A 26,700-nucleotide genomic window follows, 5' to 3' on the forward strand; every position below is an offset into this window, starting at 1 on the left:
CGCCGTTGTCGGCCGGCATGCTGCGGGCCGGAGCGGCGCCGTAGGTCACGGCGTGGACGAAATTGCGGAGGCGGTGAAAGAACAGTGCCGCCGCGTAGCTTTTACGTATATGGGGCAGGCCCTTGATCTGCTTGAGTTCCTTGCGGCCGATGGAGGCCAGGACCGCGGCGATGATGCCCCAGATCACGGCGACGATCAGCGCGGACCAGCCCAGGGGCATGATGGCGCCCAGGGCCCACATCAGGGCCAGGGACAGGAAGAGCAGCACGAAGTGCCCGCCCACGCCGGCGCCGGCGAGCATGCCGGCGCCTTTCCCTGCACGGGTGGCGGACTGCTTCGCTTCGGCCTTGGCCAGCTCCACTTCCTGGCGCATCAGCGTGGACAGGTCCCGGGTCACATCCCCCAGCAACTCACCCAGCGACGCGTTGTCAGCCTTCATATGCGCCTCACTCGGCGGCATCTCCGGAATCTGGCTACTCATCACAGACCACCCGTCTGGCCACCCCGGGTGCGGTCCTGGGTGAGGGGGTCGTTCGCCATGGGATCGTCGGCGAGTGCGCGGTCACGCAGCGGGTCGTCGGACAGCTGGTTCCCGGACCAGGGCTCCTCCACCAGCTGCGGGCTGTCGAGGCCGCTGGCCGGACCCGCTGCCTCGGGGTAGCTGCTGCCCGGTGCGCCGCCGTCGTAACCTGCTGTCGTGGTGGCCGGGCCGGGGAGCTGGACCGGCGGCGGCGGAACGGTTCCGCCGGCAACGGGGGTTGTCCGGTTGTACTGGTCACCGTAAGGGGTCCCGGAGTACTGGCCGGAAAGGCCCGCAGCCCCGGTGCCGGTGGACGAGTCGGGGGCGCCTGCGGTGAGGCCGCGGGTGAGGCGTCCGGCCAGGACGCCGGCGCCGGCGGCGAGGAGCAGGAACGTTCCGGGCCGGTTGCGGGCAAACCGCTGGACCTCGTTCAGGAGGTCACCGGGCTCCCGGTTCTCCAACCAGGACGCCATGCCGGGCCGGTTGCGGGCAAACCGCTGGACCTCGTTCAGGAGGTCACCGGGCTCCCGGTTCTCCAACCAGGACGCCATGGAGGACGTGCGATCGGCTGCCTGCCGGATCAGGTCGCTGGCCATGCCCTGCTGGTCCGGTGCGCTGGCCATGCTGTGCAGCTGGCTGGAAATGTTGCGGATGCCCTCGGCGGCCTTTTGCTGCTGGGTGCCGGCCTGGCTGGTCAGGCCCGACTTCGCCTGGTGGAACAGGTCCTGGGCGTTGGCCTTGGCCTCGTGGGCAACGTTAGCGGCCTCGCCCTTGGCCGTCTGGGCTACATTCTGGGCAGACCCGGCGGCAGTGCGGGCCACGTCGGCTGCTTCTTCCTTGGCAGCCTCTTTACGCGAGGACGCAGAGGTCTGATCGGTGGTGGCGTAGCCGGTTCCGGCCTCGCCCGTGTAGGGGCCGGCTGTTGACGGGAAGGTAGTGGCCTCCCGCTCACCGGGGATTCCTGTACTGCCCGGAGGAGTCGTGTAAGCGGGGTCCTCGGGCCATTGGTTCTCTGTCATCTTCGCTCTCTCTTTCCAAGAAGGCCGGTTGTTGATCAAGAACCAGCAATACTGGCCGTAAAATGATAAGCATGGTTACTAATAAAAAGTAAGTACCCTTGCTAAGCGAGTTATAACCGTTCCAAAAATGTCAGCCGGAATGGCGAGGGCCTGCCCGGTCACAACGAAGTGGAAAGTGGTGGGAAACATGGATACAGCTCCATGGGTATGGGTGATAGTTGCCATTGTTGTGGTGGCACTGATCGTGGTGCTCCTTCTGGCCGGCGGAAAGCGCCGCAAGGCCATGCAGCAGAAACGCGACCAGGAGCACCGGGAAAAGGCCGCCGAGATCCGGCGTGAAGCCGAGAACATGGAAATCGACGCCCGCGAGCGCGAGGCCAAGGCCATCCGCGCGCGTGCCGATGCAGAGCAGGCGCAGGTTGACGCGGCCCGCCTTCGGCAGGAAGCCGAGCAGCGGGCCCACGAGGCCCAGTCCCTGCGGGGTGACGTCGCCAGCCGCACCCGGAAGGCGGATGAACTCGATCCCGATGTCGGAAGCGATGGCAGCCGGCGGGACCGCGTTGAGGGCACTGAGGAGCGGCGCGAGTACCGTGACGCCGGACATGACGGGCGTGGACCTGCCGACGCAGGTGCTGTCCGTGATGGCGACCGGGACGCGGCGTACAGGGACGGCCGCCATGCCGACGCGGGACGGGATGACCGCGGAAGCCATGACACCCTTCCCGGCGGCGCCGGGACGGATAGGCCCGCAGAAGTGACGGAAGCAGAATCCGGGCGGCGGCGCAATCGCGACGCGGAAAACACCGCGACGGGAAATACCGGCACCTCCGCTGGGCGTGATGTCCGCGGGGAGGAAAATCCGCGCATCTAAGGCCGGCGGGAGGGTGGCTGGGGTTTAGGGCCGCCGCGGTTTGAGGACGGGGGAAGGTTTGACGCCTTTCCCCGTTCCCATGCCCGCGAGGAGTTCCTTGACGGCGTCCACCGATGACACCCGTGGTTCCCACCCGAGGATCCGTTGCGCCCGGCTGGTGTCCATGATGGGCGCCCCCGCCGCCATCTCCACCCATCCCGAGTCCGTGGGCTGGATGCGTGCCCGCCACGTAAGGTCCACTATGGCGTGAAGCAGCCGCATGGGAATGGGGAGGATTCTCTTGGCGCCCAGGATGCGGGCCAGTTCCTGCGGGGTCAAAACCGGCTCGGACGCGATGTTGAAGGCACCGCTGGCCCGCTGGTCCACCACCCGCCAGTAGGCCTCTGCCACGTCGTCAGCATGGACCGCCTGGAAGATCAGGTTATCCGGGGCCGGCAGCAGTGGAACCCAGGGTTTCCGCGGTACCAGGCGCGGAAAGATGTTCCCCAGGAAGTACCTTCCGATTTCGCTTCCCGCCTTGCCCTGGAAGATGAGCGCCGGCCGGAGCCTGGCGACGGAAATCTCCGGCTCCGCGGCCGCGAACTGGTCAAGGAGCTTTTCCTGCTCGGCCTTATGCCGGCTGTAGTGCGAGCCCGCCATTCCTGAGGCCGGCCAGGACTCGTCCCTGCGCTGGTCCTTGTCCGCCTTGCTGTAGGCGCCAACGGACGACGCACACACCACCTGCTTCACACCCATTTTTGCCGCAGCATCGAGGACGTTCTTCGTGCCGGTGACATTGGTCCGGTGCAGGAGCTCGAGGTTGCGGTTCGGCTGGATCTGCCACGCAAGGTGGACCACCGAGTCAACCCCCTCAAGTGCTTTCTCCAGCGCTGGCCTGTCCTGGTCCAGGCCCACATCGAGGGCGTGCCATTCCACGCCGCTATAGGGCTCCCGGGACGTGTCGGGCAGCCTGCGGCTGATCCCCACCAGCTGCAGGCTGCCTGGCTTGTGGGCGAGGTGGCCCTGCAGGTTGCGCAGCAGTGCTGTTCCCGCATTTCCGCTGGCCCCGGTGATGGCAATGCGCATGGCAACGACTCCTTGGCAGGTTTGGACTGGTTGCGGCCTTACATGACGAGCCTATAGCGGAGAAGCATTGTTTTATAAGCAACCTTATGATTTCCTACTTCTAAGTCTTGCCGCAGGCTTTCGGAACCAGACCGAGGGAAACCAACACTCATGCCCGAATCCTTTGCCGCATTTGCCGTGGACGCCGATCCTGTCCACCGCCAACACTCCCAGCCGGCACAACAACAAACTCCTCCCGCCACCTCAGGAAGGCTGCGGGAAACGTTCGAGAACGACCTGGTCCTACGGTACCTGGACCTCGCCGAAGCCCTTGCCGCCCGCTTTGAGGCCCGTGGCCGGGAGCGGGCGGACCTGAACCAGGTGGCCTATCTGGGCCTGGTGAAGGCCGCGCGCGGCTTCGACCAAGCCAAGGGTGAGAGTTTCCCTGCCTACGCCGCACCCACCATCACCGGCGAACTCAAGAGGTATCTCCGTGACCGGACGTGGGTGGTGCGCCCGCCGCGCCATATCCAGGACCTGAGGACCCGGCTGTTCCGGGCAGAGCCGGAGTTGACCCAGTCGCTGGGCCGGAACCCGAGCGTTGAGGAACTGGCCGGTGAGCTGGGAACCGATCCGGCGGAGGTGCAGGAGGCCATCTCGGCATCCAGCAGCATGCACCCGGATTCCCTTGACGCCGTGAACCCCAACTCGGATGCCCCGTCCATCGGCGAGGTCCTTGCCTGCCCTGAGACGCCCCTGGAACGGCTCGAGGAACTCGCCTGCCTGCGTGACGCCATGCAGGACCTGGACGATTCGGACAGGGAGCTTTTGTACCGGCGGTATTTCTGCGAGGAGACGCAGGTGCAGCTGGGCAAGCGGCTGGGAATGTCCCAGATGCAGGTGTCCCGACGCCTGGCCAAGGTACTGGTGGAGCTTCAGCGTCGCCTTGAGGCCAGTGCCCAGTTCGGCGCGAGGGAAGACACTGCGGGCAGTGCAGCGTCATCCCGGGTTGCGCAGGCAGAGCGGTCAGCCAACCACATGGCGTCCTTCCGGGAGGCAAGGAACGGGCACGCCGGCGTGGGTGCAGCCGGCCGCCGCCTGGGCGGTACCAGGACCAGGTAAGGCCGGTCCTGCACGGGCAACAGGGAACGGACGACGGCGGGCGGCGGCTTCGGAGGCACGTCACCGGCGGGTGCGCGGAGGAGGCGGCGGGGGGCCGGGAAGGGGTATCTGCAGCAACGAAATTCCTATCTTGCCTGTTCAGCCGCGCAAGAGAACCCGGTCCTGCGGCTGAAAAACCCCGTGTCCCTGTTTAGAGCAGCAGCAGGAGGGAACAGTTCGTTTATGGGAAGCTCTGAAACGTCCAAGCTCCGGGCTGTCCTGTTCGACCGGGACGGGACCCTGGTGGTCGATGTGCCCTACAACGGGGACCCCGGCAAAGTACGGCCAATGGCCGGCGCCAAGGCAGTGTTGGATAGCCTGCGGGCTGAGGGCATCGCTACCGGTGTGGTCAGTAACCAGTCGGGGATTGCCCGCGGGCTGCTCACGGCCGCGGACGTGGCAAAAGTCAATGCCCGGGTGGAAGAACTGCTCGGCCCTTTCGACGTGTGGGAAGTGTGCCCGCATGCCGAGCAGGACGGCTGCGCCTGCCGCAAACCCGCCCCGGGCATGGTCCACAGCGCCTGCCGCAAACTGGGCATCCACGCGTCCGAAGCCGCCCTGATCGGGGACATCGGCGCCGACGTGGGTGCTGCCGAGGCGGCCGGTGCCACCGGCGTCCTGGTTCCCACACCCGTGACCCGTGCCGAGGAAGTGGCCGCGGCGCGCCTGGTGGCCCCGGACCTGGCGTCCGCCGTCGGCCTGCTGCAGGGGACGCCCTGATGGGGCGCGTCCTGGTGGCCCGGCTGGACAGCATGGGCGACGTCCTGCTGTCAGGCCCTGCCGTGCGGGCGGTGGCCAACGGCCGGGCCCAGTATGGCGGCAGCACCAACCATGTGGTGATGCTGTGCGGCCGGCAGGGTGAAGCGGCAGCGGCGCTGCTCCCGGGCGTGGCCGAGGTCTACACCTGGGACAGTCCCTGGATCATGAACCCGGCGCCCAAAATGACCGGGCCGCACGCGGACCGGCTGATCGAATACGTCCGTAATTCCCGGATCACCGAAGCGGTCATCCTCACGTCCTTCCACCAGTCGCCGCTGCCGCTGGCCCTGCTGCTGCGGCTGGCAGGCGTGGAGCGCATCACCGGCGCCTCCACCGATTACGCCGGCTCCCTGCTGGATGTCCGCCTCAAACCGGGTGAGGACTTCCCTGAAGACCAGCCTGAGGCGGAGCGGGCACTGGGCATTGCCGGGGCAGCGGGCTTCCGGCTCCCCGCCGGAGACGACGGGAAGCTGCACGTGAAGTCCGTACCGGACGTGACAGGCCTGGTAGGTGAGGAACCCTATGTAGTGGTCCATCCCGGAGCCGCCGTCCCCGCCAGGGCCTGGCCCCCGCTGCACCATGCCGCCGCCGTCGAACTCCTCCAGGGCGCGGGCTACCGGGTGGTGGTGACCGGCGGCCCCGGCGAAAAGTCGCTGACCGCCACGGTGGCCGGCCCCTCGGCCCTGGACCTCGGCGGGCGTACCGACCTCTCCACCATGGCCGGCGTCATGGCCGGCGCCGATGCCGTGGTCAGCGGCAACACCGGCCCGGCCCACCTGGCCGCCGCCGTGGGAACACCGGTGGCGTGCCTGTTTTCCCCCGTGGTCCCGGCCATCCGCTGGGCCCCCTATGGAGTGCCCCTGGAACTCCTCGGGGACCAGAACGCGCCCTGCCGCATGTCCCGCGCCCGGGTTTGCCCCGTGCCGGGCCACCCCTGCCTCGACTCGGTATCGCCGGAGGAAGTGGTGGCAGCGGTGGAACGCCTGATCAGCGGAGTGAGCTCCTTCAGCACCCACGTCAGCACCCGTAGAAAGGCCCGCAACAGATGAGAATCCTGCTCTGGCATGTCCACGGTTCCTGGACGGACGCCTTTGTCCGCGGCCGTCATGAGTACCTGCTTCCCGTCCTGCCGGGAGGTGGAGCGTGGGGGCTGGGCCGCGCCGGCAGGGACTGGCCGGAATCGGTGCGGGAGGTGGACCTGGCGACGCTCGACCCCGACGCGGTGGACGCCGTGGTCCTCCAGCGCCCGGAAGAGATCGACGAAGTGGCCCGCACCCTGGGCCGGATGCCGGGCGTCGACCTTCCGGCCGTGTTCGTGGAGCACAACACGCCCAAAGGCAATTTCCCCAACACCAGCCACCCGCTCGCGGACCAAAACAGTATCCCCCTGGTCCACGTAACCCACTTCAACAGGCTGGCGTGGGACAACGGCTCCGCTCCCACCACCGTGATCGAGCACGGAATCCCGGACCCCGGACAGCTCTACACCGGTGAGCTGCCGGAACTGGGGGTAGTGGTCAACGAACCGGTGCGCCGCGGCCGGGTCACAGGAACGGACCTGCTGCCGGCCTTCGCGTCCGTGGCACCGCTGCAGGTATTCGGCATGAAGACCGAAGGCCTGGCAGAAGCCACCGGAATCGAGGCTTCGCGTCTGACGTCCCGGGGCGACCTGAAAACCCGGGAACTGCACCGGGAACTCGCCCGCTGCCGGGTCTATGTCCACCCCATGCGCTGGACCTCGCTGGGGCTGTCCCTGCTGGAAGCCATGCACCTGGGCATGCCGGTGGTGGTGCTGGCCACCACTGAGGCTCCGCGGGCGGTGCCGCAGGAAGCGGGCATCGTCTCCGCCGACGTCGACGAGCTGCTCCGCTGTGCCGCGCGGCTGGTGGCCAATCCGGAGGAAGCCCGACGGCGGGGAGTCGCCGCCCGGGAGGCGGCGCTGGAGCGATACGGCCTGGGCAAGTTCCAGCACCGGTGGGACGGGCTGCTGGCGGACCTGCGGATCCGGCCGCGGCACACCGTCAACGAGCGGCCGGACGAGCGGATCCTCGTTCCGGCGCGGGAGAGGAAGACACCATGAAGATCGCCATGATTTCCGAACACGCCAGTCCGCTGGCGGCATTGGGCGGGGTGGATGCCGGCGGACAGAACGTTCACGTTGCCGCGCTGTCCGAGGCCCTTGCCAAGCGCGGCCACCATGTCACCGTCTATACCCGCAGGGACGCAACGGAGCTCCCCGCACGGGTCCGGGTGGGGCGCCGCCTTGAAGTGGTCCACGTGGACGCCGGGCCCGCTCGGCACGTGCCCAAGGATGAGCTGCTGCCCTACATGGGCGAACTCGCGGATGGCGTGGCCAGGGACTGGGGGCACCGGCCGCCGGACGTGGTGCACGGCCACTTCTGGATGTCCGGCCTTGCCGCCCTGGACGCCGCCAGGCGGCCCGACACCGGGTACCGCGTGCCCATGCTCCAAACGTTCCACGCGCTGGGCACCGTCAAGCGGCGGCACCAGGGCGCCGAAGATACCAGCCCCGAGGCGCGCCGCTGGCTCGAACCCGGCGTGGGCCGTTCCGCGGACCGGATCATCGCCACCTGCTCCGACGAGGTCTTCGAGCTGAAAGCCATGGGCATCGCCACCGGCAAGATCTCCATCGCGCCCTGCGGCGTGGATCTGGGCTTCTTCTCGGCGGATGGCCCGGCGGCACCGCGGAAGCGCCGCTACCGCATCCTGTCGGTGGGGCGCCTGGTGCCACGCAAAGGCGTGGACCTGGTGATCCGCGCGCTCCCGTACCTCAAGGCGGCAGGATTCGACGACGTCGAACTCCTGATCGTGGGCGGCGGCGGAGACACCAACGTGATGCACGCCGACCCCGAAATCCGCCGCCTGCTGGACCTCGCCGCCCAGCTCGGCGTGTCTGAACAGGTGACCTTGCAGGGGCAGGTATCCCGTTCGGAGATGCCCGGCATCTTCCGCAGCGCCGACGCCGTGGTGTGCGCACCCTGGTACGAGCCGTTCGGCATCGTTCCGCTGGAGGCCATGGCCTGCGGCATCCCCGTGGTGGCAGCAGCGGTTGGCGGGCTCCGGGACACGGTGGTGGACCACACCACCGGCCTGCACGTCCCGCCGCGGGATCCGGAGGCCATCGCCTCGGCCCTGTCACTGCTGCTGGAAAACCCTGCCCTTCGAACAAAACTCGGCCACGCAGGAGAACGCCGCGCCCGCACCCGGTACTCCTGGGACCGGGTGGCAGCGGAAACCGAAAAGGCCTACCAGCTGGCCATCGCCGGCGCCCAGGCCGGCGCTTCGGCCGGCAATGTACCCATGGAAGGAGCCGCTCTGTGACCGCCGAATCATCCCTGCGTGAATCGTCCGTGCGCGAGGCATCCCTGCGGCAGGCAGACCTCCGCACCCTGACTGCGGCCCCGTCGCTGCCTGCGGTGCTCCCCGGCGCCACCTTCGTGGATGCCGCCAGCGCCGATGCCGTGCGCACCCACCTGGACAACGTGGTTCCTGCCCTGGAGTCGCTCCGCAGCCAGTCCGGCAGGCTCGCCGCCTGGGGCGTGGAGCTGGCGGTGCGCCTGCTGCGCGGGCAGCGGCTGCTGGCCGCCGGTAACGGCGGCTCAGCCGCGGAGGCGCAACACCTCACCGCCGAACTGGTGGGCCGGTTCGACAGCGAGCGGGTCCCGTTCTCCGCCATCTCCCTGCATGCCGAGTCGTCGGCCGTGACCGCGATCGCCAATGACTACGGCTACGACGAGGTCTTCGCCCGGCAGGTCCGGGCCCATGCCCGTTCCGGCGACGTGCTGATGCTGCTGTCCACCAGCGGCAAGAGCCCCAACCTGCTGCGCGCCGCGGAAACGGCGTCCCGGCTCAACGTGACCACCTGGGCGCTCACCGGTTGCGGACCCAACCCGCTGGCGGACGCCTGCGATGAGGCCGTCATGATCGACGCCCTCAACGCCAACGCCCAGGAGGGGCACCTGATCGCCCTGCATGCCATCTGCCGCGCCTTCGACCTTGAAGTTGCCCGCCACACTCCAGCCGTTGTCCCCGGCTTCCCGAGAGGGGGCCGGCCATGAGGATCGTGGTTGTGGGCGACGTGATGCTCGACGTCGACCTTTCCGGTGAAGCCACCCGGCTGAGCCCGGACGCCCCTGTACCCGTCGTGGACGTTTCGGGCGTGCGCCGCCGCGCCGGCGGTGCGGGCCTGGTGGCGCGCATGCTGGCCCAGGACGGCTGGCCCGTCACGCTGGTGACAGTCCTGGGCAATGACGACGCCGGCAGCCAGTTGCGTGCGCACCTCGCCGGGGTGCGGCTCGTCGCAGGGACCAGCGGCTATCCCTCGCCGGTCAAGACCAGGGTCCGGGCGGGTTCGCATCCGGTGGTCCGCTTTGACCAGGGCTGTGAAAAGACGCCCGTTCCGGATGTCAGCCCCGCCATGCTCCGCGCCGTGGAACACGCCGGCGTGGTCATCGTTGCAGACTACGGAAGGGGGCTGGCTGCCAACCCGCAGCTGCGGGACGTGCTGGCCCGGCTCGCCGATGACGTGCCGATTATCTGGGACCCGCACCCCTCCGGGCCGGAACCCGTGCCCGGGGTGGCCGTGGTGACTCCGAACATTTCCGAAGCCACCAAGGCCGTCCAGGCCGGTCCCGGAAGCGCGGCAGGCTCGGCAGACGCCGTGGCGGAAATCCTGCTCAAGCGGTGGCGCAGCCAGGCCGTGCTGGTGACCAAGGGCGAGGAAGGGGCGGTCCTGTTGCGGCAGGGGGATGCTGCTGCCCGTGCCGTTCCTGCGCCCCGCGTGGAGGCGGGTGATCCGTGCGGGGCAGGCGACCGCCTGGCAGCCAGCCTGGCCGTGCACCTCCTCGCCGGCCGGGACCTGCCCGACGCGGCGGCCCTGGCAGTGCATGACGCCGCGGATTTCCTGGCGGCCGGGGGAGTTTCGGCCCTGCCGGACACTGCAGATGCTGCCGCCGGGCATTCGGCGCCGGCCGCCGGCCGGCGGACCACGGAACCGCTGCTGCTGGCCCGCTCGGTGCGCGAAAGCGGCGGAAAGGTTGTTGCCACCGGCGGCTGCTTCGACCTGATCCACGCCGGCCACATTCGGTCCCTCACGGCAGCCCGCGAGCTGGGGGACTGCCTGATCGTGTGCCTCAACTCCGACGACTCGGTACGGCGGCTCAAGGGGCCGGAGCGTCCCATCATCGGCCAGCACGACCGGGCGGAACTGCTCCTGGCGATGGAATGCGTGGACGCGGTGATGGTCTTCGACGAGGACACGCCCGAGGCCGCTCTGGACCGGCTCCGTCCCGACATCTGGGTCAAGGGCGGCGACTACAAGGGAGCCCGGCTCCCGGAGGCGGACCTGGTGGAAAGCTGGGGCGGCCGCTGCCTCACCGTCCCCTTCCATCCCGCCCGCTCCACCACCGGCCTGGCGGACGCCCTCGCCAAGGTCAGCTGAACCGCCCAGCCCGTTCATTTTTGCCCCTTGACTTGTTTTCCCTCTTGAAAGGAACACCATGACCGCAGAAGCAACTGCAAACGCATCCACCACCCCCGGCCGCGTCCTGGTTACCGGAGGTGCCTCCGGACTGGGAGCCGCCGTCGTCGACGCCGTCCTCCGCTCAGGCGGCACCCCGGTGGTCCTGGACCGTGACATCAGCAGCGTCTCGGGCGTGAAGGCGTTCGAGGTGGACGTTGCCGACCGGGCAGCCGTGGAGAAGGCCGTCCGCGAAGCCGCCGAGACCCTTGGCGGCCTGGACGCGGTGGTCACGGCCGCCGGCATCGACCGCTGCGGCAAGCTCGCCGACGTGGAGGCGACCGAGTGGGAAAAGGTCATCGGCGTCAACCTCATGGGCACCGTCTCGGTAGTGCGCGCCGCCCTGCCCTACCTCAAGGAAACCCACGGCCGCGTGGTAACCGTGGCGTCCACCCTGGGAAAGCGCGCCGTGGCTGATGCCACCGCCTACTGCGCCTCCAAGTTCGGCGTGGTGGGGTTCAGCCACGCACTGGCCGCGGAAACCGGTGGCGAAATCGGCGTCACCACCATGATTCCCGGCGGCATGAAGACCCGGTTCTTCGATGACCGCACCGAACAGTACAAGCCGCAGGACGATTCCCGGCTCAATGACCCCGCCAACACCGCGCAGGCCATCCTCTTCGCCCTTAACCAGCCCACCGGCTGCGAGGTCCGCGAAATGCTGATTTGCCACGAGGAAGAGGGCTCCTGGCCCTAAGCCGCCACCGGCCACTGCACTCTTGACGGCCGCAGCCGAACCAGCGACATAACGACATATCCAGCACCTGAAAGGCGGGAGGAACACCATGCCCACCACAGCCACTGAAACAACCGCAGGCACCCGGACAGCAGAGGGCTCCGGCATCACCATCCAGGATCCGCGCACCGGTGAAGTGCTTTGGACGGTGCCCGAAGCGGGGCCGGAGGCAGTCAGCCATGCCGTCAGCGTGGCGCGCGGTGAGGCAGCGGGCTGGGCGGCAACCGCACCTGCCGAACGGGGCGCAGCCCTCAAGGCGGCCGCCAAAGCCCTGGCGGCAGCGGCCCGGGAGCTCGCGGGGCTGAATGCCAGCGAAACCGGCCGTCCGGAGGAAGAAGCGCTGGCAGGTATTGCCGCCGGCGTTTCCACCCTGGAACAGTACGCGGAACTGGGCCCGGTCCACCGCGGCCGCAGCCTCCGCGGCAACCGGCTGGCCTCGGATTACACGCTGGCCGAACCCCGGGGCGTCGCCGTCCTGCTGACTCCGTGGAACGATCCGGTGGCTGTGGCCTGCGGGCTGATCGGCGCCGCACTGGTCACGGGCAACGCGGTCATCCACAAACCCAGCGAGCGTTGCCCCCGGCTGGGGGAGGCGCTGGGCGAGGTCCTGGCACCGGCGTTTCCAGCCGGCGTCTTCCAGACCATCTCCGGCGGTGCCGACGTGGGTGCGGCGCTGTCACAGGCTGAGGTGGACGTGATCGCCCACGTGGGATCCAGCGCCTCGGGTGCACGGATCGCCCGGGCCGCTGCGCTCACGGGTGCGCACGTGCTCAGGGAAAACGGTGGCAACGATCCCCTGCTGGTGGACCGCGACGTAGACCCCAGGTGGGCCGCGCAGCAGGCTGCCATCGGGGCTTTCAGCAACAGCGGCCAGATCTGCACGTCCGTGGAACGGATCTACGTGCACAAGGACATCGCCGCCGAGTTCTCCAAAGCCCTGGAGGCGGAGGCTGCGCTCCGGAACAGCAGCGGAAGCGTGGCACCGCTGGTTGACCTGCGGATGCGCGACGCAGTCCATGCCCACGTCACCGAGGCCCTGGCGCAGGGGGCGCGGGCGGTTGAAGGCGGTGCGCTTCCCGACGGACCGGGGTCGTTCTACCCGGCCACCGTCCTGCTGGACTGCACCGAGACCATGCAGGTCATGACCGAGGAAACCTTCGGACCCGTGGCTCCGGTGCAGGTGGTGGACACCTTCGACGACGGCCTGCGCCTGGCGTGCAGCGGCCGGTACGGACTGGCTGCCACCGTCCTGAGCGGCAATATCGCGCACATTCAGCAGGCGGTGGCCGCACTCCCCGTGGGGACCGTAAAGGTGAATGCGGTGTTCGGCGGTGCCCCCGGCGGCGCAGCCCAGCCCCGCGGCGAGAGCGGCGCGGGGTTCGGTTACGGGCCTGAACTCCTGGACGAGTTCAGCCAGGTCAAGGTGGTGCACGTTGAAGCTCCGCCGGCACCGTCAGGCTCGGGAGCCGGTTCCGTCATCGAGGAACAGGACCTGCCATGAGCGAGTCCCCGGAATCCATCGACCTGTCCACCCAGCGGGCACTGTCCGACTGGCTCCCCGGCCGGCTGGCCGCGGAACAGCCCTCCATCCTGGTCATCGGCGATGTGATGCTCGATGGCTGGTGGAGCGGCAGCATCGAGCGGCTCTGCCGGGAAGCCCCGGCGCCCGTGGTGGATATTCAGTCCCGCGAATCGGTTCCCGGCGGCGCAGCCAACACCGCCATGAACCTGGCCGCCCTGGGAGCGGAAGTGTCGGTGGCAGGGATCATCGGCTCCGACGACGCCGGCGAGGACCTCCGCGGGCAGCTTGCTGCAGCAGGCATCGACGTCCGGCACCTGCATACCCACCCGGACATGGTGACCACCACCAAGATCCGGATCAGCAGCGGCGGACAGGTGATGCTGCGCCTCGATGACGCGGCCAGGACCGTCCCGGCCGACGCGCTGGCCGCGCTCGCCGCCTCGGTGCGTGCCGCCGTCGAACGCCAGGACGCCGTGCTGGTATGTGACTACGGAACCGGCGTCGTGGCGGACCCCGTCCGCACGGCACTTGCCGGTGTCCTGGGTGCTGACACGGTGGGCGCCGACCGTCCGCTGGTGGTGGTTGACGCCCATGATCCGCGTCCCTGGGCCGCAGTGCGGCCGGACCTGGTGACCCCCAACGCGCAGGAAACCGCCCGGCTGCTGGACAAGAAACTGCCGGAGGGCCAGGAACGGGTGGAAGCCGTGGCCGCGGAGTCTGCGGCACTGTTGCAGGAAACCGGTGCGCGGGCCGTGGTGGTCACCCTGGACCGGGACGGAACCGTGCTGTTGATGCCCGACGGCGTGCGGCACCGGACGTGGGCCCGGCCGGCCGCTGAGAAGCAGGCGTCCGGGGCAGGGGACACCTTCGTGGCCGCCCTCACCCTGGCCCGTGCCGCCGGGCTGCCGCTGACCGCCAGCCTGGACCTGGCCCAGTCGGCCGCGGACGTGGTGGTCCACCAGCCCGGCACCTCCGTGTGCAGCACCGCCCAGCTCAGCCGTTACCTGGAGGCCTTCGCCGATACTGCCCTGACCGGGGACGAACTGGAGCGGCAGATCGAGGTGCACCGTGCGCAGGGGCAGCGGATCGTGCTGACCAACGGCTGCTTCGACGTGCTGCACAGCGGCCACACCAGGTACCTCAACCAGGCCAAGCAGCTGGGCGACATCCTGGTGGTGGCGTTGAACAGCGATGATTCGGTGCGCAGGCTCAAGGGCCCGGGCAGGCCCATCAACAACATGGCGGACCGCGCAGCGGTGGTGGCCGCGCTCAGTTGCGTGGACTACGTGACGGTGTTCGACACCCCCACCGCCACCCCGCTCATCCGGCGGCTCCGGCCCGAAGTCTATGCCAAGGGCGGGGACTACACGCCCGGGATGCTGGCGGAGTCCCCGGCAGTGGAAGAGTACGGCGGCCGGGTAGCCATCCTGGACTATGTGGCTGAACGGTCCACCACCGCGGTGGTGAAACGGATCCGCGACGGCGAAGGGGCAGTGCCCACCAACTAAGGTTGAAGCATGACTGAAGCGCGGCACGGGTAATGGCAAAACGCGGAAAGTCAGGCGGCCGGAACAGCATCCGTGCGGTGGCCGGTGTGGTGGACGTTCCTGCGGGCTCCCGCCAAAGCGGTCCGGTGGAGGGCGTCTACTACATCGATACCGGTGACTGCGAACTGGTGGCGGACCAGGACAACTCCACCGGCTGGCTCCTGAAGATCAACGGGGTCATGAGCTCGCACATCGACCTCGCCGATCCGCTGTTCCTGGACTTCGAGTACATGCGGTGGATGGCCGCGCTCGTCGAGTCCCGCTGGCCGCCGTCGGACGCATCGTCGGCGAAACTGCGCGGACTGCACTTGGGCGGCGGCGCCTGCTCCATGGCACGCTACTTCGCCGCGGCGTACCCGGACGCCCGCCAGGTGGTGGTCGAACTGGACGGGAAGCTCGCCGAGTATGTCCGCAACTGGTTCGCCCTTCCCAAGGCGCCGCTGCTCCGGATCCGCGTGGGCGAGGCCCGGGCCGTGACGGAGACCCTGACGGCCCACACCCGGGATTTCATCATCCGCGACGTCTTTGCCGGTGCCCACACCCCGCGCCCGCTGACCACCACGGAATTCAACCAGCACGTCAAGCGGGTCCTTGCCCCGGGCGGCCTGTACGTGGCCAATTCCGGGGACGCCCCCGACCTCCGGAATGCCCGCGAGGACGCGGCCACCATCGCGGCCGCCTTTAAGCACACGGTCATCATTGCCGACCCCGCCATGCTGAAGGGCCGGCGGTACGGAAACATGGTGATGGCGGGCAGCGACGAGCCGATCGTTGACGACCCCCAGCTCCGGCGCCGGCTGCTGGGCGGTGCCGTGCCGGCGCACCTCTGGGACGACGCCCAGGTCCGGGCCTTCGCCGCGGGGGCACCAGTCCGCCACGACCCGCCGCCACCCCCGTCGATTGCTGAGTAACTGCCGTTTTGGGGCCCCTAAACGGCAGTTACTCAGCAGTCGATGAGGAATTTCCCTTGCCCAGGAGCGCTTCGCGGTGTTCCGCCATGCGTTCCCGGAGGGCCTGCACGACGGCGGCCACGGCGGGGCGGCGCAGCGAATCCGGGCGCAGGACCAGCCAGTAGGGGAGGAGCTCGCCGATCTGGTCGGGCAGCAGCCGGACCAGGTCATCGTGCAGGTCGGCCATGAAGCACGGCAGGAACCCGACGCCCGCCCCGGCCCTGGTGGCCTCCACATGGACGAACACATTGGTGGAGGTGAGGCCGTCCCGCATGGCCGGAACCAGCCGCCGCGGCGCGTCGAGGTCATCCACCTGCAGCATTGAATCCACGAAATAGACCAGCGGGTGCGCATTGAGCTCGGCCACAGTGGCCGGAGTTCCATGCTCCGCCAGGTAGGCGCGGGAGGCATACATCCCCAGGCGGTATTCGCCCAGCCGGATGGCCTCCGCGCGGTGCACCTGCGGCTCGCCCACCACCACCTCGATGTCCAGCCCGGACCGCTGCTGCAGGGCGCGGCGGGTCATGGTCACCACCTCCACGCTCAGGCCCGGATGGTCCCGGCGCAGGCGCGCCACGGCCGGAGCGGCAATGTAGGCGCTGAAGCCGTCCGTCGCGGTCATACGCACGACGCCGGCAATCGGGTCGGGTGCCTGGCCGGCCGGTCCCAGCGTGCCCAGCACCTCCTCCACCTGTTCCGCCGCCCGCACGGCCCGTTCGCCGAGCTCCGTGAGTTCCCAGCCGCCCGCGGCCCGGGACAGCACCCGGCCGCCGAGCGTTTTCTCCAGGGCGGCGATCCTGCGGGAAACCGTGGTGTGGTTCAAGCCCAGCGCCTGCGCCGCCGTCGTGAACTTTGCGGAGCGTGACACCGCGAGCAGGACCAGGAGGTCATCGGGATTGGCGTTCATATCTGCAATTGTGCACAGGTTTCGTGCCGCTTTGGGCATTGAAGTGTCCCGATTGTGCAGCAATACTCATCTGAGTCACTTGTGCTGGAGATCACAGCGCGTGTCAATGTGGACACTGAGGAGAACCATGAGCATTGAGCAACGCCGGGCCAACGAGGCCGGGCATGCACCCAAGGGATCGGGACTGAAGAAAATCGTTGCCGCCTCCATGGTGGGGACGGTGGTGGAGTGGTACGAGTTCTTCCTCTACGCAACCGCGGCCACCCTGGTCTTTGGCAAGTACTTTTTCCCCGCCACCGGCAATGAGCTGGACGGGATCATCCAGGCCTTCCTCACCTACGCCGTGGGCTTCGTCGCGCGGCCGCTCGGTGGGATCGTCTTTGGCCAGATCGGCGACAAGCTGGGCCGCAAGCCCACCCTGCAGCTCACCATCGTGATCATCGGCGTGTCCACGTTCCTGATGGGCTGCCTCCCCGGCTTCGCCGACATCGGCTATCTGGCTCCCGCGCTGCTGGTGTTCCTGCGGTTCATCCAGGGCTTCGCGCTGGGCGGCGAATGGGGCGGCGCGGTCCTCCTCGTGGCCGAGCACAGCCCGAACAAGACCCGCGCGTTCTGGTCCAGCTGGCCCCAGGCCGCCGTTCCGGTGGGCAACCTGCTGGCCACCCTGGTGCTGTACATCATGTCCACCACCCTCACCAGTGAAGCCTTCCTTGGCTGGGGCTGGCGCGTGGCCTTCTGGCTCTCCGCCGTGATCGTCTTCGTGGGCTACTACATCCGCACCAACGTCAGCGAAGCGCCCATCTTCCTCGAAGCCAAGGAACTGGTCGAAAAGGAACAGGCTGTCAGCTACGGCGTGTTCGAGGTGCTCCGCAAGTACCCCAAGGGCATCTTCCAGGCCATGGGCCTGCGGTTCGCGGAGAACATCATGTACTACCTGGTGGTCAGCTTCGCCATTGTCTACCTCAAGAGCGTGCACAAGTACGACACCTCATCGCTGCTGCTGGCACTGCTGATCGCGCACGTCATCCACTTCGCCGTCATCCCGCAGTACGGCCGCCTGGCGGACCGGATCGGCCGCAAGCCCGTCTACCTGGCCGGCGCCATCCTGGGTGCCACCTGGCCGTTCTTCGCCTTTCCCATGTTCGATACCCGGAACGCCCTGGTCATCGTCCTTGCCGTCACCATCGGCCTCTGCCTGCACGGCCTCATGTACGCCGGGCAGCCGGCCATCATGGCCGAGATGTTCCCCACCCGCATGCGGTACTCCGGCGCCTCCCTCGGATCCCAGGTCACCTCCATCTTCGCCGGCTCGCTGGCGCCGCTGCTGGCCACCCAGTGGCTCAAGGACACCGGCTCCTGGGTGCCCACCGCCATCTACCTGGTTGTGGCCTGCGCCATCACCTGCGTGGCCGTCCTGAGCCTGAAGGAAACCAAGGGCATTGCCCTGGAGGACGTGGACAAGGAAGACGCCGCCCGCGAGGGACTGCTCAGCGCCACGCAACGCTGAGCCGCTGCTGGGCGGCACGGCCCGGGCCGGCCGTGACGCCTCCTGAATTTTTGAGCTGATGATGGACCATTCGGGCGCACAAAGGAGAACTGCCATGGACAACACGTTGAATGGACGCAAGGCGCTGGTCACCGGCGGTGCCAGCGGAATCGGCGCTGCGTGCGTGCGTGCACTTGCCGCACGGGGAGCGAAAGTGGTGGTGGCCGACGTCGACTCCGCCGCTGCGGCGACGCTTGCCGATGAGGTGGGCGGCACCGCGTGGAGTGTGGACCTGCTGGACGTTGACGCCCTGTCCACCCTCAGCCTGGACTGCGACATCCTGGTCAACAATGCCGGGATCCAGCGCATCAGCCCCATTGAGGAGTTCGATCCAGCAGAGTTCCGCAGGATCATCGCCCTGATGCTGGAGGCCCCGTTCCTGTTGATCCGGGCGGCACTGCCGCACATGTACGCCAACAAGTTCGGCCGCATCATCAATATCTCCTCGGTGCACGGTATCCGTGCCTCCCCGTTCAAGAGCGCGTATGTCTCCGCCAAGCACGGCCTGGAAGGGCTGAGCAAGGTGACGGCGCTGGAGGGCGGGGAGCACGGTGTCACTTCGAACTGCGTGAACCCCGGGTACGTTCGCACGCCGCTGGTGGAAAAGCAGCTCGCGGACCAGGCCCAGGTGCACGGCATTCCCGAGTCCGAGGTCCTGTCCAGGGTGATGCTCACCGAGTCCGCCATCAAGCGCCTGGTGGAGCCGGAAGAGGTGGCCTCCCTGGTGTCATGGCTGGCATCCCCGGACGCGGGCATGGTCACCGGCGCCAGCTACACGATGGATGGGGGCTGGTCCGCGCGGTAGGCCTGCCTGGGCCGGCCCCGCGCCAACCTCAATCCAGCAATCTGACCAGCCGGTGGTCGAAGAAGAAGACGCCGTACGTGGTCTTCACCCCCACTGAACGCCGGTCCCGCCATACGACGACCCCTTCGCGCCTGCCGCTGAAGGGGTCGTCGCCGATGACAGTGTCACCCACCCGGTAAGGGCAGCGCGGGCTGAAGGTGTCCCGTGTCCGGCGCAGGGCCCGGGCCAGGGCATCGCCGACGCTGAGCGGCTGGCCCAAATGCGAAAGATCCGGTGCGTAGTCGTCCCTGGCCATGTCACCAACTCCTCCAGGCGGCAGCCTGCCGCCCGCTAACGGTGTTGGTTGGCCGGAACGCTCCCAGCAGAGGATGGTCCTCCCATTCCGGCCGCCACCGTACGCCCACGCTAGGCGCTAATCACACCAGCAACATCAGTAACAGGTACTCGAGTTTCCGGAGGGGCATTACTTGCTTTGGGAAACTCCGTTGATGATGTCCTCGGCGTTGTCGAACGCCCAGGCCACGAGCGGCACCAGGAGGGCGCTCAATTCGTAGCCCCGCTCCGTGAGGCTGTAATCCACCCGGGGCGGAATGACAGGCTGGGCCCTCCTGCTGACCAGGCCGTCACGCTCCAGCGTCTTAAGCGTCTGGGCCAGCATTTTCTCGCTGATGCCCTCGGCCCGCCGCCGCAGGTCGCTCCACCGCTGGTCGCCCTCGGACAGTGCAATCAGGATCAGGACACCCCATTTGCTGGTGATGTGGTCCAGCAGGGTCCGGCTGGGGCACCCGGCCGGGAACACGCCGTCGGCAAAGGCCTGGGGGAGGGGAGCCGCGTGCGGCGCTGTTTCCATGCCCATCAGCTTACCGGAAGTATGGTTACTTACTCTTGGGTCAGTACCTTACCTCGAAGTGCGTACTCTCCATCGGGAAGTTTTGCCGCCGCGCCTTGGTTGTGCCCTTGGACAGAGTAAAACTCCCGAAAGGAACCATCGTGAGCATTGTTGTGACAGGCGCCACCGGACAGCTTGGCCGCCACGTTCTTGAAGCCCTCCTCGAGCAGGGCGTACCGGCTGCGGATATCGTGGCTGCCGGCCGGTCCGTGGAAAAGCTGGCGGATTTCGCTGCACGCGGGGTCCGCGTGCAGCAGATGGACTACGCCGATGCCGGTTCCGTGGCCGCCGCCCTCAGTGGCGCCCGGCGGGTGCTGCTGATCTCCGGCAGCGAAGTGGGGCAGCGGGTGGAACAGCACCGCACCGTGATTAATGCCGCCAAGACCGAAGGCGTGGAGCTGCTGGCTTACACCAGCATCGCCAATGCGGACACCACCTCCATGAAACTGGCCGGCGAACACAAGGCCACGGAGGCGCTGCTGCGTGAATCCGGTATCCCCTTCGTCCTGCTGCGGAACGGCTGGTACCTGGAAAACTACACCGAGCAGCTCCCGGGAACGCTCGCGCAGGGCGCGCTCGCGGGCAGTGCCGGGGAGGGCAAGGTCAGCGGGGCCGCACGGGCCGACTATGCCCACGCCGCCGCCGCGGTCCTGGTGGCCGATGACCAGGCCGGCAAGGTTTACGAGCTCGGCGGCGATGAGGCTTTCAGCATGGCGGACCTCGCCTCCGAGATCAGCGCTGCCACCGGAAAGACCATCAGCTACAACGACCTGCCCGCCGACGACTACGTTGGCCTGCTCACCGGCGTTGGGGTGCCGGAGACGTTCGCGGAGATCCTCGCTGATTCGGATCTGGGCATTGCGCGCGGTGACCTCCTGGTCAGCACCGGCGACCTCCGGAAGCTCATTGGGCGTCCGACGACGTCGCTCAGCCAGGCGGTCCGGTCCGCCGCAGCCACGGCATAAGGCAGCGGAAAACGAAGGTGCCCGGCCCCTTGTAGGGGCCGGGCACCTTTGGCGTTACCGGACGTGCCTACCCGCCGTCGCGGACAGTCCTGACCACCGGCAGCGGCCACGTCTGGTCCTCAAGGTGGGCACGGCGTCGGCCGTCACCTTTAATCCACAGCCTGTAGGCCACCACCAGCAGTCCCAGCCAGGCGGCGCCCACGTACAGGGCAATGCGGGTGTCCTCGAAGGCACCCAGGACGGCGATCACCAGCACCATGAACGCGATGGTGAGGACCGATGCGGCAGGCCACCACGGGGACGGGAATTCCGACGCCGGCAGTCCGCCGCGGGCGATTTCCCGCTTCATCGCCACATGGGACGCGAGGATCATCACCCATACCCAGACCGTGGCGAACGTTGCGATCGAGGCAATCACCAGGAAGACGTCCTCCGGAATGACTGCATTGAGGACCACGCCCACCAGCAGGATTCCCGCCATCATGACCACAGTCATCCAGGGGACGCCGTGCCGGGAGACCTTGCCGAAGGCAGCCGGCGCGTGGCCCTGGTTGGAAAGCCCGAAGAGGATGCGGCCGGCACCGAAGATGTCACTGTTGATGGCGGAGAGCGCGGCGGTGATCACCACGGCGTTCAGGATGTGGGGTGCCGCGGGGATGCCCAAGCCGCTGAAGATCTGGACGAAGGGACTGCCGTTGCTGCCAATCTGGTCCCACGGAAAGAGGCTCATGAGGACGCCCAGGGTGAGGACGTAGAACAGCAGGACGCGCACGGGGACGGTGTTGACTGCCTTGGGGATGACCTTCTTGGGGTCGGCGGCCTCGCCGGCGGTGATGCCCAGGGTTTCGATCCCGCCGAAGGCGAACATGACCACGGCGAAGGAAGCGAGCAGCCCTTCGAAGCCGAACGGGAGGACCCCGCCATGTTCCACGAGGTTGCCCAGGCCGGGGGTAACGGTTGAATCGGCCGCCTGGAAGCCGAAGACGATGATGGCAGCGCCGCCGGCGATCATGGCGATGATGGCCGCGACCTTGATTAGCGAGAACCAGAACTCGAGTTCGCCGAAGACCTTGACGCTCAGCAGGTTTAGTCCGGCCAGGAAGAAGATGATCGCCAGGACCCAGATCCAGCGGTCCACCTGCGGGAACCAGAAGCCCATGTAGATACTGAAGGCGGTGACATCCGCGATGGCTACGATGGCCATTTCGAACACATAGGTCCAGCCGGTGATGAAGCCTGCCAGCGGGCCGAGATAGCGGCTGGCGTACTGGCCGAAGGAACCGGACACCGGGTGCCGGACGGCCATCTCGCCGAGGGCCCGCATCACCATGAAGACCGCGGCGCCGCCGATGATGTAGGCCAGCAGGACGGCCGGGCCCGCTTTCTGGATGGCGGACGCAGAGCCATAGAAGAGGCCGGTGCCGATGGCCGATCCCAGGGCCATGAAGCGGATGTGCCGCACGTTCAGGCCCCTGGTGAGGACGTGTCCGACGACGGCCCTAGGGTTGTGCTGTTCCGCCGCGGTTTCGTTCCGGGTTGGGGTTGGAGCTGGTTGCATGCAAATACCTTCTCGTCATTGGGAGGGGAGCCGCTAACCAGCAGACCATTTTCGGGAGCACCGTGATGGGGCTCACGGCGGGTTGGTGTCTTTCATTCCAGACGAACAGTTTCTTTTCCCGACCACCCCGCACACCCCTTGACTCGACTCCGGCTATTCCATACCGTGAGGGGCCGCCGGTAACCGGGCGGATGCCCTGCTTCACCTTGTGCTCCCTGACCAGCAGCCCGAAGGAGATCGATGATGAAAGCAATCGTGCAGGACGTCTATGGATCGGCAGACGTGCTGGAGCTGCGGGACATCGCCCGGCCGGAGCCCGCCGACGGTGAGGTGCTGATCCGGGTGCGGGCAGCGGGCGTGGACCAAGGCGTGTGGCATCTGATGACCGGGCTGCCGTATCTGGTCCGGCTTTTCGGCTACGGCCTGAAGAAGCCGAAAGTTCCCGTGCGCGGCCGGGAAGTGGCCGGCGTTGTGGGAGCCGTGGGGCCTGGGGTGGCCCGTTTTTCTCCTGGGGACGAGGTGTTCGGGACCTGCGAGGGATCTTTTGCCGAGTATGTCTGCGCCAAGGATGACAAGGTGGCCCGCAAGCCGTCCCACCTCACCTTCGAAGAAGCGGCGGCTTCGCCAATTTCCGGCGTCACCGCCCTGCAGGCTGTCCGTGACGCCGGCCAGGTCACCGTCGGCCAGAAGGTACTCATCCTTGGCGCGGGCGGGGGAGTGGGCTCCTTTGCGGTCCAGCTGGCCAAGGCCTTCGGAGCAGAGGTGACAGGCGTGTGCAGCACGGGCAAGGTTGAGCTGGTGCGTTCCCTCGGGGCGGATGCCGTGGTGGACTACACCAAGACGTATATCGCGGGCGCCGGAAAGGTATACGACCTTATCCTGGACGCGGCGGGAAACCGCCCGCTGTCTTTCCTGCGCCGCCTGCTCGTACGCAAGGGCACCCTGGTGATCATTGGTGGCGAAGGGGGCAGCAAGTTGACCGGCGGATTTGAGCGGTCCCTTGTTGCCCCACTGATCTCCCTGTTTTCCGGCCGGAAGTTCAAAGGGCTTGTGGCAAAGGAAACGCACCTGGACCTGGAGGCTCTTGCATCGCTGATGGAAGCCGGCAGCGTCAAGCCCGCGGTGGACAAAGCCTTTCCCCTTGCCGAAGCGCCGGCCGCCGTCCGGTACCTCCACGAGGGGCGGGCACGCGGCAAAGTTGTGCTCAGCATCTGAACTCGGCCGGGTTATCCACATAGGCACGAAGGCAGGATGATCCTGGCGGGCCCGTCCGTGACGCTGGAGGCATGGAAAGCGAAGCGGACTGGGACGCCGCAAACAGACAAGCTCTTGAGGTAATCCGATGGACACTCTGGGGTGCCCTGGCACGGTGGGCAACCACGGAAAATAGCCCGCCATCGTCCTACGGCCGCACCGTGGATGCAGTGGCCAGGAAGGGCTTTTACCTGGGCCAGCTCGAAGACGTCGCGCGGATCCAGGCGAGGATTGACGTCTTGAAAGTGAGGCTGTCTGCGGGGTATTCAGGGACGTAACTCGCGGCTCACCGGAAGGCGTCTGGTATCTCAGACAGCGCGTGCGGTTGCCCGAACTTCGAAAGCCTGCGGAGGGCGCAAGCTTAAGTACGGGATACCGGACATAGCTACGCAGAAAGAACCTTCCAGGCCATGAGCACTGTACTAAGCAGAGACAGCGAAGCGCCGCGCGCCGCGGTCAAGGCGTCAAAAGTTCCTGCCGCCGAGAACACGCTGCGCATCCTCAAACTGCTGGCTTCGCGGCGTGGCCCCATGGCCGCATCCCAGATCGCGTCCAGCCTTGACCTGCCCAGGTCCAGCGTCTACCACCTGCTGGGGGTGATGGAGGCCAATGGCTTCGTCCTACATCTCCATGAGGAGCAGCGGTACGGGCTGGGCATCAGCGCATTCGAACTCAGTTCGGCGTACTCCCGGCAGGAGCCGCTGTCCCGCCTGGGACGCCCCCTGCTGGCGGGTTTGGTGGACACCATTGGCGAGAGTGCGCACCTTGCCGTCCTGCATGGCCGCGACGTCCTGTACATCGTGGAGGAGCGCGCCAAGAACCGTCCTTCCCTGGTGACGGACGTCGGCGTCCGGCTGCCCAGCCACCTCACCGCCAGTGGCCGGGCCATCCTGGCAGCGCTGCCTAAGTCCCAGGTGCGCGCCTTGTATCCGAATGCAGCGGCCTTCTCGGCCCGGCACGAGGTGGAGGGCGCCATCATGAAGTATTCCGCGCTGTCCTCGCACCTCGACCAGGTGAGGCAGCGTGGATATGCCACCGAACACGGGGAGGTGACGCCCGGTTTCGGCTCCATCGCCGCCGCCGTCACGGACCATCTGGGGTGGCCCACCGCCGCCGTCGCAGTCACCTTCCTGGAGGACAAACTGCCCCATGACCAGTGGCCGGTGCTGGCCGCCCGGGTGCAGAAAGTGGCCGACGAACTCTCCGTCCGAATCCACGGACGCCCGGTCAAATAAGGCTGTCTAAAAACGAGGCAGGGGCTTGTCTGGGACTCCGGACACCACCCCCTTGAAAGCCCTGTGAAGCCCCTTCTCCAGGCGCTTTAGTTGTTACAGAACTTCTTCGAAATCTCAGACACCAAGAAAAGGAGCCCATCATGGCACCCGCCGATTTCACCACCGGTGCCCGCCCGGTCAAAGCAGCCCGCGGCACCGAGCTCACCGCCAAGTCCTGGCAGACCGAAGCCCCGCTGCGCATGCTGATGAACAACCTGGACCCGGAGGTGGCAGAGCGCCCGGACGATCTGGTGGTCTACGGCGGCACCGGCCGGGCCGTCCGCTCCTGGGCCGCCTTTGATGCCATCACCCGCACGCTGGAAACCATGGAAAAGGACGAAACCCTCCTGGTCCAGTCCGGCAAGCCGGTGGGCGTGTTCCGCACCAACGAGTGGGCTCCCCGCGTGCTGCTGGCCAACTCCAACCTGGTGGGCGACTGGGCGAACTGGCCCGAATTCCGCCGGCTCGAGGCCGAGGGCCTGATGATGTACGGACAGATGACCGCCGGTTCGTGGATCTACATCGGCACCCAGGGCATCCTGCAGGGCACCTTCGAAACCTTCGCCGCGATCGCCCGCAAGCTCACCGGGGATGACAACGGCACCCTCGCCGGCACGCTGACCCTCACCGGCGGCTGCGGCGGCATGGGCGGTGCCCAGTCGCTCGCCGTCACCCTGAACGACGGCGCCTGCCTGATTGTCGACGTCGACGAAACCCGCCTGCGCCGCCGCGCCGGCAAACGCTACCTGGACGAGGTGGAAACCGACCTCGACGCCGCCATCGCCAAGGTGCTCAAGGCCAAGGAGGAACGCCGCGGCTGGTCCGTGGGCTACGTGGGCAACGCCGCCGAAGTCTTCCCCGAGATCCTGCGCCGCCACAAAGCCGGCGAACTCACCGTGGACATCGTCACGGACCAGACCTCCGCCCACGACCCCCTGTCCTACCTGCCCGAAGGCATTTCGGTGCAGGAGTGGCACCGCGAAGCCGAGGCGGATCCGGAAGGGTTCACCAAGAAGGCCCAGGCATCCATGGCCCGGCACGTGCAGGCAATGGTGGAATTCCAGGACGCCGGCGCCGAAGTGTTCGACTACGGAAACTCCATCCGCGATGAGGCCCGCAAGGGCGGCTACACCCGCGCCTTCGAATTCCCGGGCTTCGTCCCGGCCTACATTCGGCCTTTGTTCTGCGAAGGGCTTGGCCCGTTCCGCTGGGTTGCCCTGTCCGGCGACCCGGAAGACATCCGCGTCACGGACGAAGCCATCAAGGAGCTCTTTCCGGAGAACAAGCACCTGCACCGCTGGATCGACGCCGCCCAGGAGCGCGTCGAGTTCGAAGGCCTGCCGGCACGCATCTGCTGGCTCGGCTACGGCGAACGCGCCAAGGCCGGCCTCCTGTTCAACCAGCTGGTCAAGGACGGCAAGGTCAAGGCGCCCATCGTCATCGGCCGCGACCACCTGGACTCGGGCTCGGTCGCCTCGCCGTACCGCGAAACCGAAGCCATGAAGGACGGCTCGGACGCCATCGCCGACTGGCCCATGCTGAACGCCCTGCTCAACACCGCCTCCGGTGCCACCTGGGTGTCCCTGCACCACGGCGGCGGCGTCGGCATCGGCCGCTCCATCCACGCCGGCCAGGTCTCCGTCGCCGACGGCACCGACCTCGCCGCCCAAAAACTCGAACGCCTCCTCACCAATGACCCCGGCATGGGCGTCATCCGCCACGCCGACGCCGGCTATGAGCGCGCCCTCGACGTCGCCAAAGAGCGCGGCGTCCGCATCCCGATGCAAGAGAGCCCCGCCGAAACCCGCTGACCCCGGACCACCCCTCATCGGTT

25 protein-coding genes and 1 pseudogene are annotated in these 26,700 nt (G+C 67.6%); 19 read left to right on the forward strand and 7 right to left on the reverse strand.

Going from position 1 to position 26,700, the window contains the following annotated elements:
- Window positions 1-112 precede the first annotated feature (112 nt).
- Window positions 113-481 (reverse strand): annotated as a pseudogene (locus tag ASG86_RS16755) (phage holin family protein); the annotation flags it as partial.
- Window positions 481-1,539, reverse strand: coding sequence for a hypothetical protein (locus ASG86_RS16760; protein WP_056336927.1), 1,059 nt, complete (start codon window positions 1,537-1,539; stop codon window positions 481-483). The pseudogene ASG86_RS16755 and the gene ASG86_RS16760, both read right to left, overlap by 1 nt.
- 187 nt (window positions 1,540-1,726) lie before the next feature.
- Here ASG86_RS16760 and ASG86_RS16765 point away from each other — a divergent pair, with 187 nt between their 5' ends.
- The gene (locus ASG86_RS16765; protein ID WP_156386212.1) at window positions 1,727-2,410 is read left to right on the forward strand and encodes a hypothetical protein; all 684 of its coding nucleotides are present in this window, start codon (window positions 1,727-1,729) and stop codon (window positions 2,408-2,410) included.
- A gap of 24 nt (window positions 2,411-2,434) precedes the next feature.
- Here the strand turns inward: ASG86_RS16765 and ASG86_RS16770 are convergent, their stop codons facing one another.
- Window positions 2,435-3,475, reverse strand: coding sequence for an NAD-dependent epimerase/dehydratase family protein (locus ASG86_RS16770; protein ID WP_056336934.1), 1,041 nt, complete (start codon window positions 3,473-3,475; stop codon window positions 2,435-2,437).
- A gap of 150 nt (window positions 3,476-3,625) precedes the next feature.
- Between ASG86_RS16770 and ASG86_RS16775 the strand changes: the two genes are divergently transcribed.
- The 11 genes from ASG86_RS16775 to ASG86_RS16825 all read left to right on the forward strand — a co-directional run bounded on the left by ASG86_RS16775 (window position 3,626) and on the right by ASG86_RS16825 (window position 15,629).
- Entirely contained in the window at window positions 3,626-4,576 is a 951-nt protein-coding gene (locus ASG86_RS16775; protein ID WP_056336937.1) for a sigma-70 family RNA polymerase sigma factor, read from the forward strand.
- 222 nt (window positions 4,577-4,798) lie between these two features.
- Window positions 4,799-5,335, forward strand: coding sequence for a D-glycero-alpha-D-manno-heptose-1,7-bisphosphate 7-phosphatase (locus ASG86_RS16780; protein ID WP_056336940.1), 537 nt, complete (start codon window positions 4,799-4,801; stop codon window positions 5,333-5,335).
- Window positions 5,335-6,423, forward strand: coding sequence for a glycosyltransferase family 9 protein (locus ASG86_RS16785; protein ID WP_056336943.1), 1,089 nt, complete (start codon window positions 5,335-5,337; stop codon window positions 6,421-6,423). The genes ASG86_RS16780 and ASG86_RS16785 overlap by 1 nt, the downstream gene beginning before the upstream one ends.
- On the forward strand, window positions 6,420-7,454 hold the full coding sequence (locus ASG86_RS16790) for a glycosyltransferase (RefSeq protein ID WP_056336946.1): 1,035 nt from the start codon (window positions 6,420-6,422) through the stop codon (window positions 7,452-7,454). The genes ASG86_RS16785 and ASG86_RS16790 overlap by 4 nt, the downstream gene beginning before the upstream one ends.
- Window positions 7,451-8,716, forward strand: a complete 1,266-nt coding sequence (locus ASG86_RS16795; RefSeq protein WP_056336949.1) for a glycosyltransferase — start codon at window positions 7,451-7,453, stop codon at window positions 8,714-8,716. The genes ASG86_RS16790 and ASG86_RS16795 overlap by 4 nt, the downstream gene beginning before the upstream one ends.
- Window positions 8,717-8,802: 86 nt before the next feature.
- Window positions 8,803-9,453 (forward strand): D-sedoheptulose-7-phosphate isomerase, encoded by a 651-nt coding sequence (locus tag ASG86_RS16800; protein ID WP_056337456.1) that lies wholly within the window; start codon window positions 8,803-8,805, stop codon window positions 9,451-9,453.
- Window positions 9,450-10,835: a PfkB family carbohydrate kinase gene (locus tag ASG86_RS16805; RefSeq protein ID WP_056336952.1), complete on the forward strand. Its 1,386-nt coding sequence runs from the start codon at window positions 9,450-9,452 to the stop codon at window positions 10,833-10,835. The genes ASG86_RS16800 and ASG86_RS16805 overlap by 4 nt, the downstream gene beginning before the upstream one ends.
- 58 nt (window positions 10,836-10,893) lie before the next feature.
- Window positions 10,894-11,610, forward strand: coding sequence for an SDR family oxidoreductase (locus ASG86_RS16810; protein WP_056336955.1), 717 nt, complete (start codon window positions 10,894-10,896; stop codon window positions 11,608-11,610).
- Between the two features lie 88 nt (window positions 11,611-11,698).
- Complete coding sequence (locus ASG86_RS16815; protein WP_056336958.1) at window positions 11,699-13,150, forward strand: aldehyde dehydrogenase family protein; 1,452 nt, start codon at window positions 11,699-11,701, stop codon at window positions 13,148-13,150.
- Window positions 13,147-14,679 carry a D-glycero-beta-D-manno-heptose 1-phosphate adenylyltransferase gene (gene rfaE2 / locus ASG86_RS16820; protein ID WP_056336961.1) on the forward strand — a complete coding sequence of 511 codons (1,533 nt, stop codon included), beginning with the start codon at window positions 13,147-13,149 and terminating at the stop codon, window positions 14,677-14,679. The genes ASG86_RS16815 and rfaE2 overlap by 4 nt, the downstream gene beginning before the upstream one ends.
- A gap of 32 nt (window positions 14,680-14,711) precedes the next feature.
- Entirely contained in the window at window positions 14,712-15,629 is a 918-nt protein-coding gene (locus ASG86_RS16825) for a spermidine synthase (RefSeq protein ID WP_056336964.1), read from the forward strand.
- A 28-nt stretch (window positions 15,630-15,657) separates the two neighbouring features.
- Here the strand turns inward: ASG86_RS16825 and ASG86_RS16830 are convergent, their stop codons facing one another.
- Entirely contained in the window at window positions 15,658-16,575 is a 918-nt protein-coding gene (locus ASG86_RS16830; protein WP_056336967.1) for a LysR family transcriptional regulator, read from the reverse strand.
- 127 nt (window positions 16,576-16,702) lie between these two features.
- Between ASG86_RS16830 and ASG86_RS16835 the strand changes: the two genes are divergently transcribed.
- Window positions 16,703-18,082: an MFS transporter gene (locus ASG86_RS16835; protein ID WP_056336969.1), complete on the forward strand. Its 1,380-nt coding sequence runs from the start codon at window positions 16,703-16,705 to the stop codon at window positions 18,080-18,082.
- Between the two features lie 94 nt (window positions 18,083-18,176).
- A complete protein-coding gene (locus ASG86_RS16840) occupies window positions 18,177-18,926 on the forward strand; it encodes a 3-hydroxybutyrate dehydrogenase (RefSeq protein ID WP_056336972.1) in 750 nt (249 codons plus the stop codon).
- Between the two features lie 28 nt (window positions 18,927-18,954).
- Here ASG86_RS16840 and ASG86_RS16845 read toward each other — a convergent pair whose 3' ends face one another.
- Together ASG86_RS16845 and ASG86_RS16850 are read right to left on the reverse strand one after the other, a co-directional pair.
- Window positions 18,955-19,221 carry a hypothetical protein gene (locus ASG86_RS16845; RefSeq protein ID WP_056336975.1) on the reverse strand — a complete coding sequence of 89 codons (267 nt, stop codon included), beginning with the start codon at window positions 19,219-19,221 and terminating at the stop codon, window positions 18,955-18,957.
- Window positions 19,222-19,389: 168 nt separating this feature from the next.
- Window positions 19,390-19,776: a winged helix-turn-helix transcriptional regulator gene (locus tag ASG86_RS16850; RefSeq protein WP_056337459.1), complete on the reverse strand. Its 387-nt coding sequence runs from the start codon at window positions 19,774-19,776 to the stop codon at window positions 19,390-19,392.
- A 140-nt stretch (window positions 19,777-19,916) separates the two neighbouring features.
- On the opposite strand from ASG86_RS16850, the gene ASG86_RS16855 reads away from it, so the two are divergent.
- The gene (locus tag ASG86_RS16855; RefSeq protein ID WP_056336977.1) at window positions 19,917-20,780 is read left to right on the forward strand and encodes an SDR family oxidoreductase; all 864 of its coding nucleotides are present in this window, start codon (window positions 19,917-19,919) and stop codon (window positions 20,778-20,780) included.
- 67 nt (window positions 20,781-20,847) lie between these two features.
- Here ASG86_RS16855 and ASG86_RS16860 read toward each other — a convergent pair whose 3' ends face one another.
- The gene (locus ASG86_RS16860; protein WP_056336980.1) at window positions 20,848-22,338 is read right to left on the reverse strand and encodes an amino acid permease; all 1,491 of its coding nucleotides are present in this window, start codon (window positions 22,336-22,338) and stop codon (window positions 20,848-20,850) included.
- 240 nt (window positions 22,339-22,578) lie between these two features.
- On the opposite strand from ASG86_RS16860, the gene ASG86_RS16865 reads away from it, so the two are divergent.
- From ASG86_RS16865 to hutU, 4 genes are all read left to right on the forward strand, one after another.
- Entirely contained in the window at window positions 22,579-23,553 is a 975-nt protein-coding gene (locus ASG86_RS16865) for an NAD(P)-dependent alcohol dehydrogenase (RefSeq protein WP_327019834.1), read from the forward strand.
- Window positions 23,554-23,624: 71 nt separating this feature from the next.
- Window positions 23,625-23,870 carry a hypothetical protein gene (locus ASG86_RS16870; RefSeq protein WP_056336982.1) on the forward strand — a complete coding sequence of 82 codons (246 nt, stop codon included), beginning with the start codon at window positions 23,625-23,627 and terminating at the stop codon, window positions 23,868-23,870.
- Window positions 23,871-24,002: 132 nt separating this feature from the next.
- Window positions 24,003-24,827, forward strand: a complete 825-nt coding sequence (locus tag ASG86_RS16875) for an IclR family transcriptional regulator (protein WP_056336985.1) — start codon at window positions 24,003-24,005, stop codon at window positions 24,825-24,827.
- A 140-nt stretch (window positions 24,828-24,967) separates the two neighbouring features.
- Window positions 24,968-26,677 (forward strand): urocanate hydratase, encoded by a 1,710-nt coding sequence (gene hutU, locus ASG86_RS16880; RefSeq protein WP_056336987.1) that lies wholly within the window; start codon window positions 24,968-24,970, stop codon window positions 26,675-26,677.
- Window positions 26,678-26,700: the final 23 nt, after the last annotated feature.

This window comes from Arthrobacter sp. Soil764 (genome assembly GCF_001428075.1).
Lineage (GTDB): Bacteria > Actinomycetota > Actinomycetes > Actinomycetales > Micrococcaceae > Arthrobacter.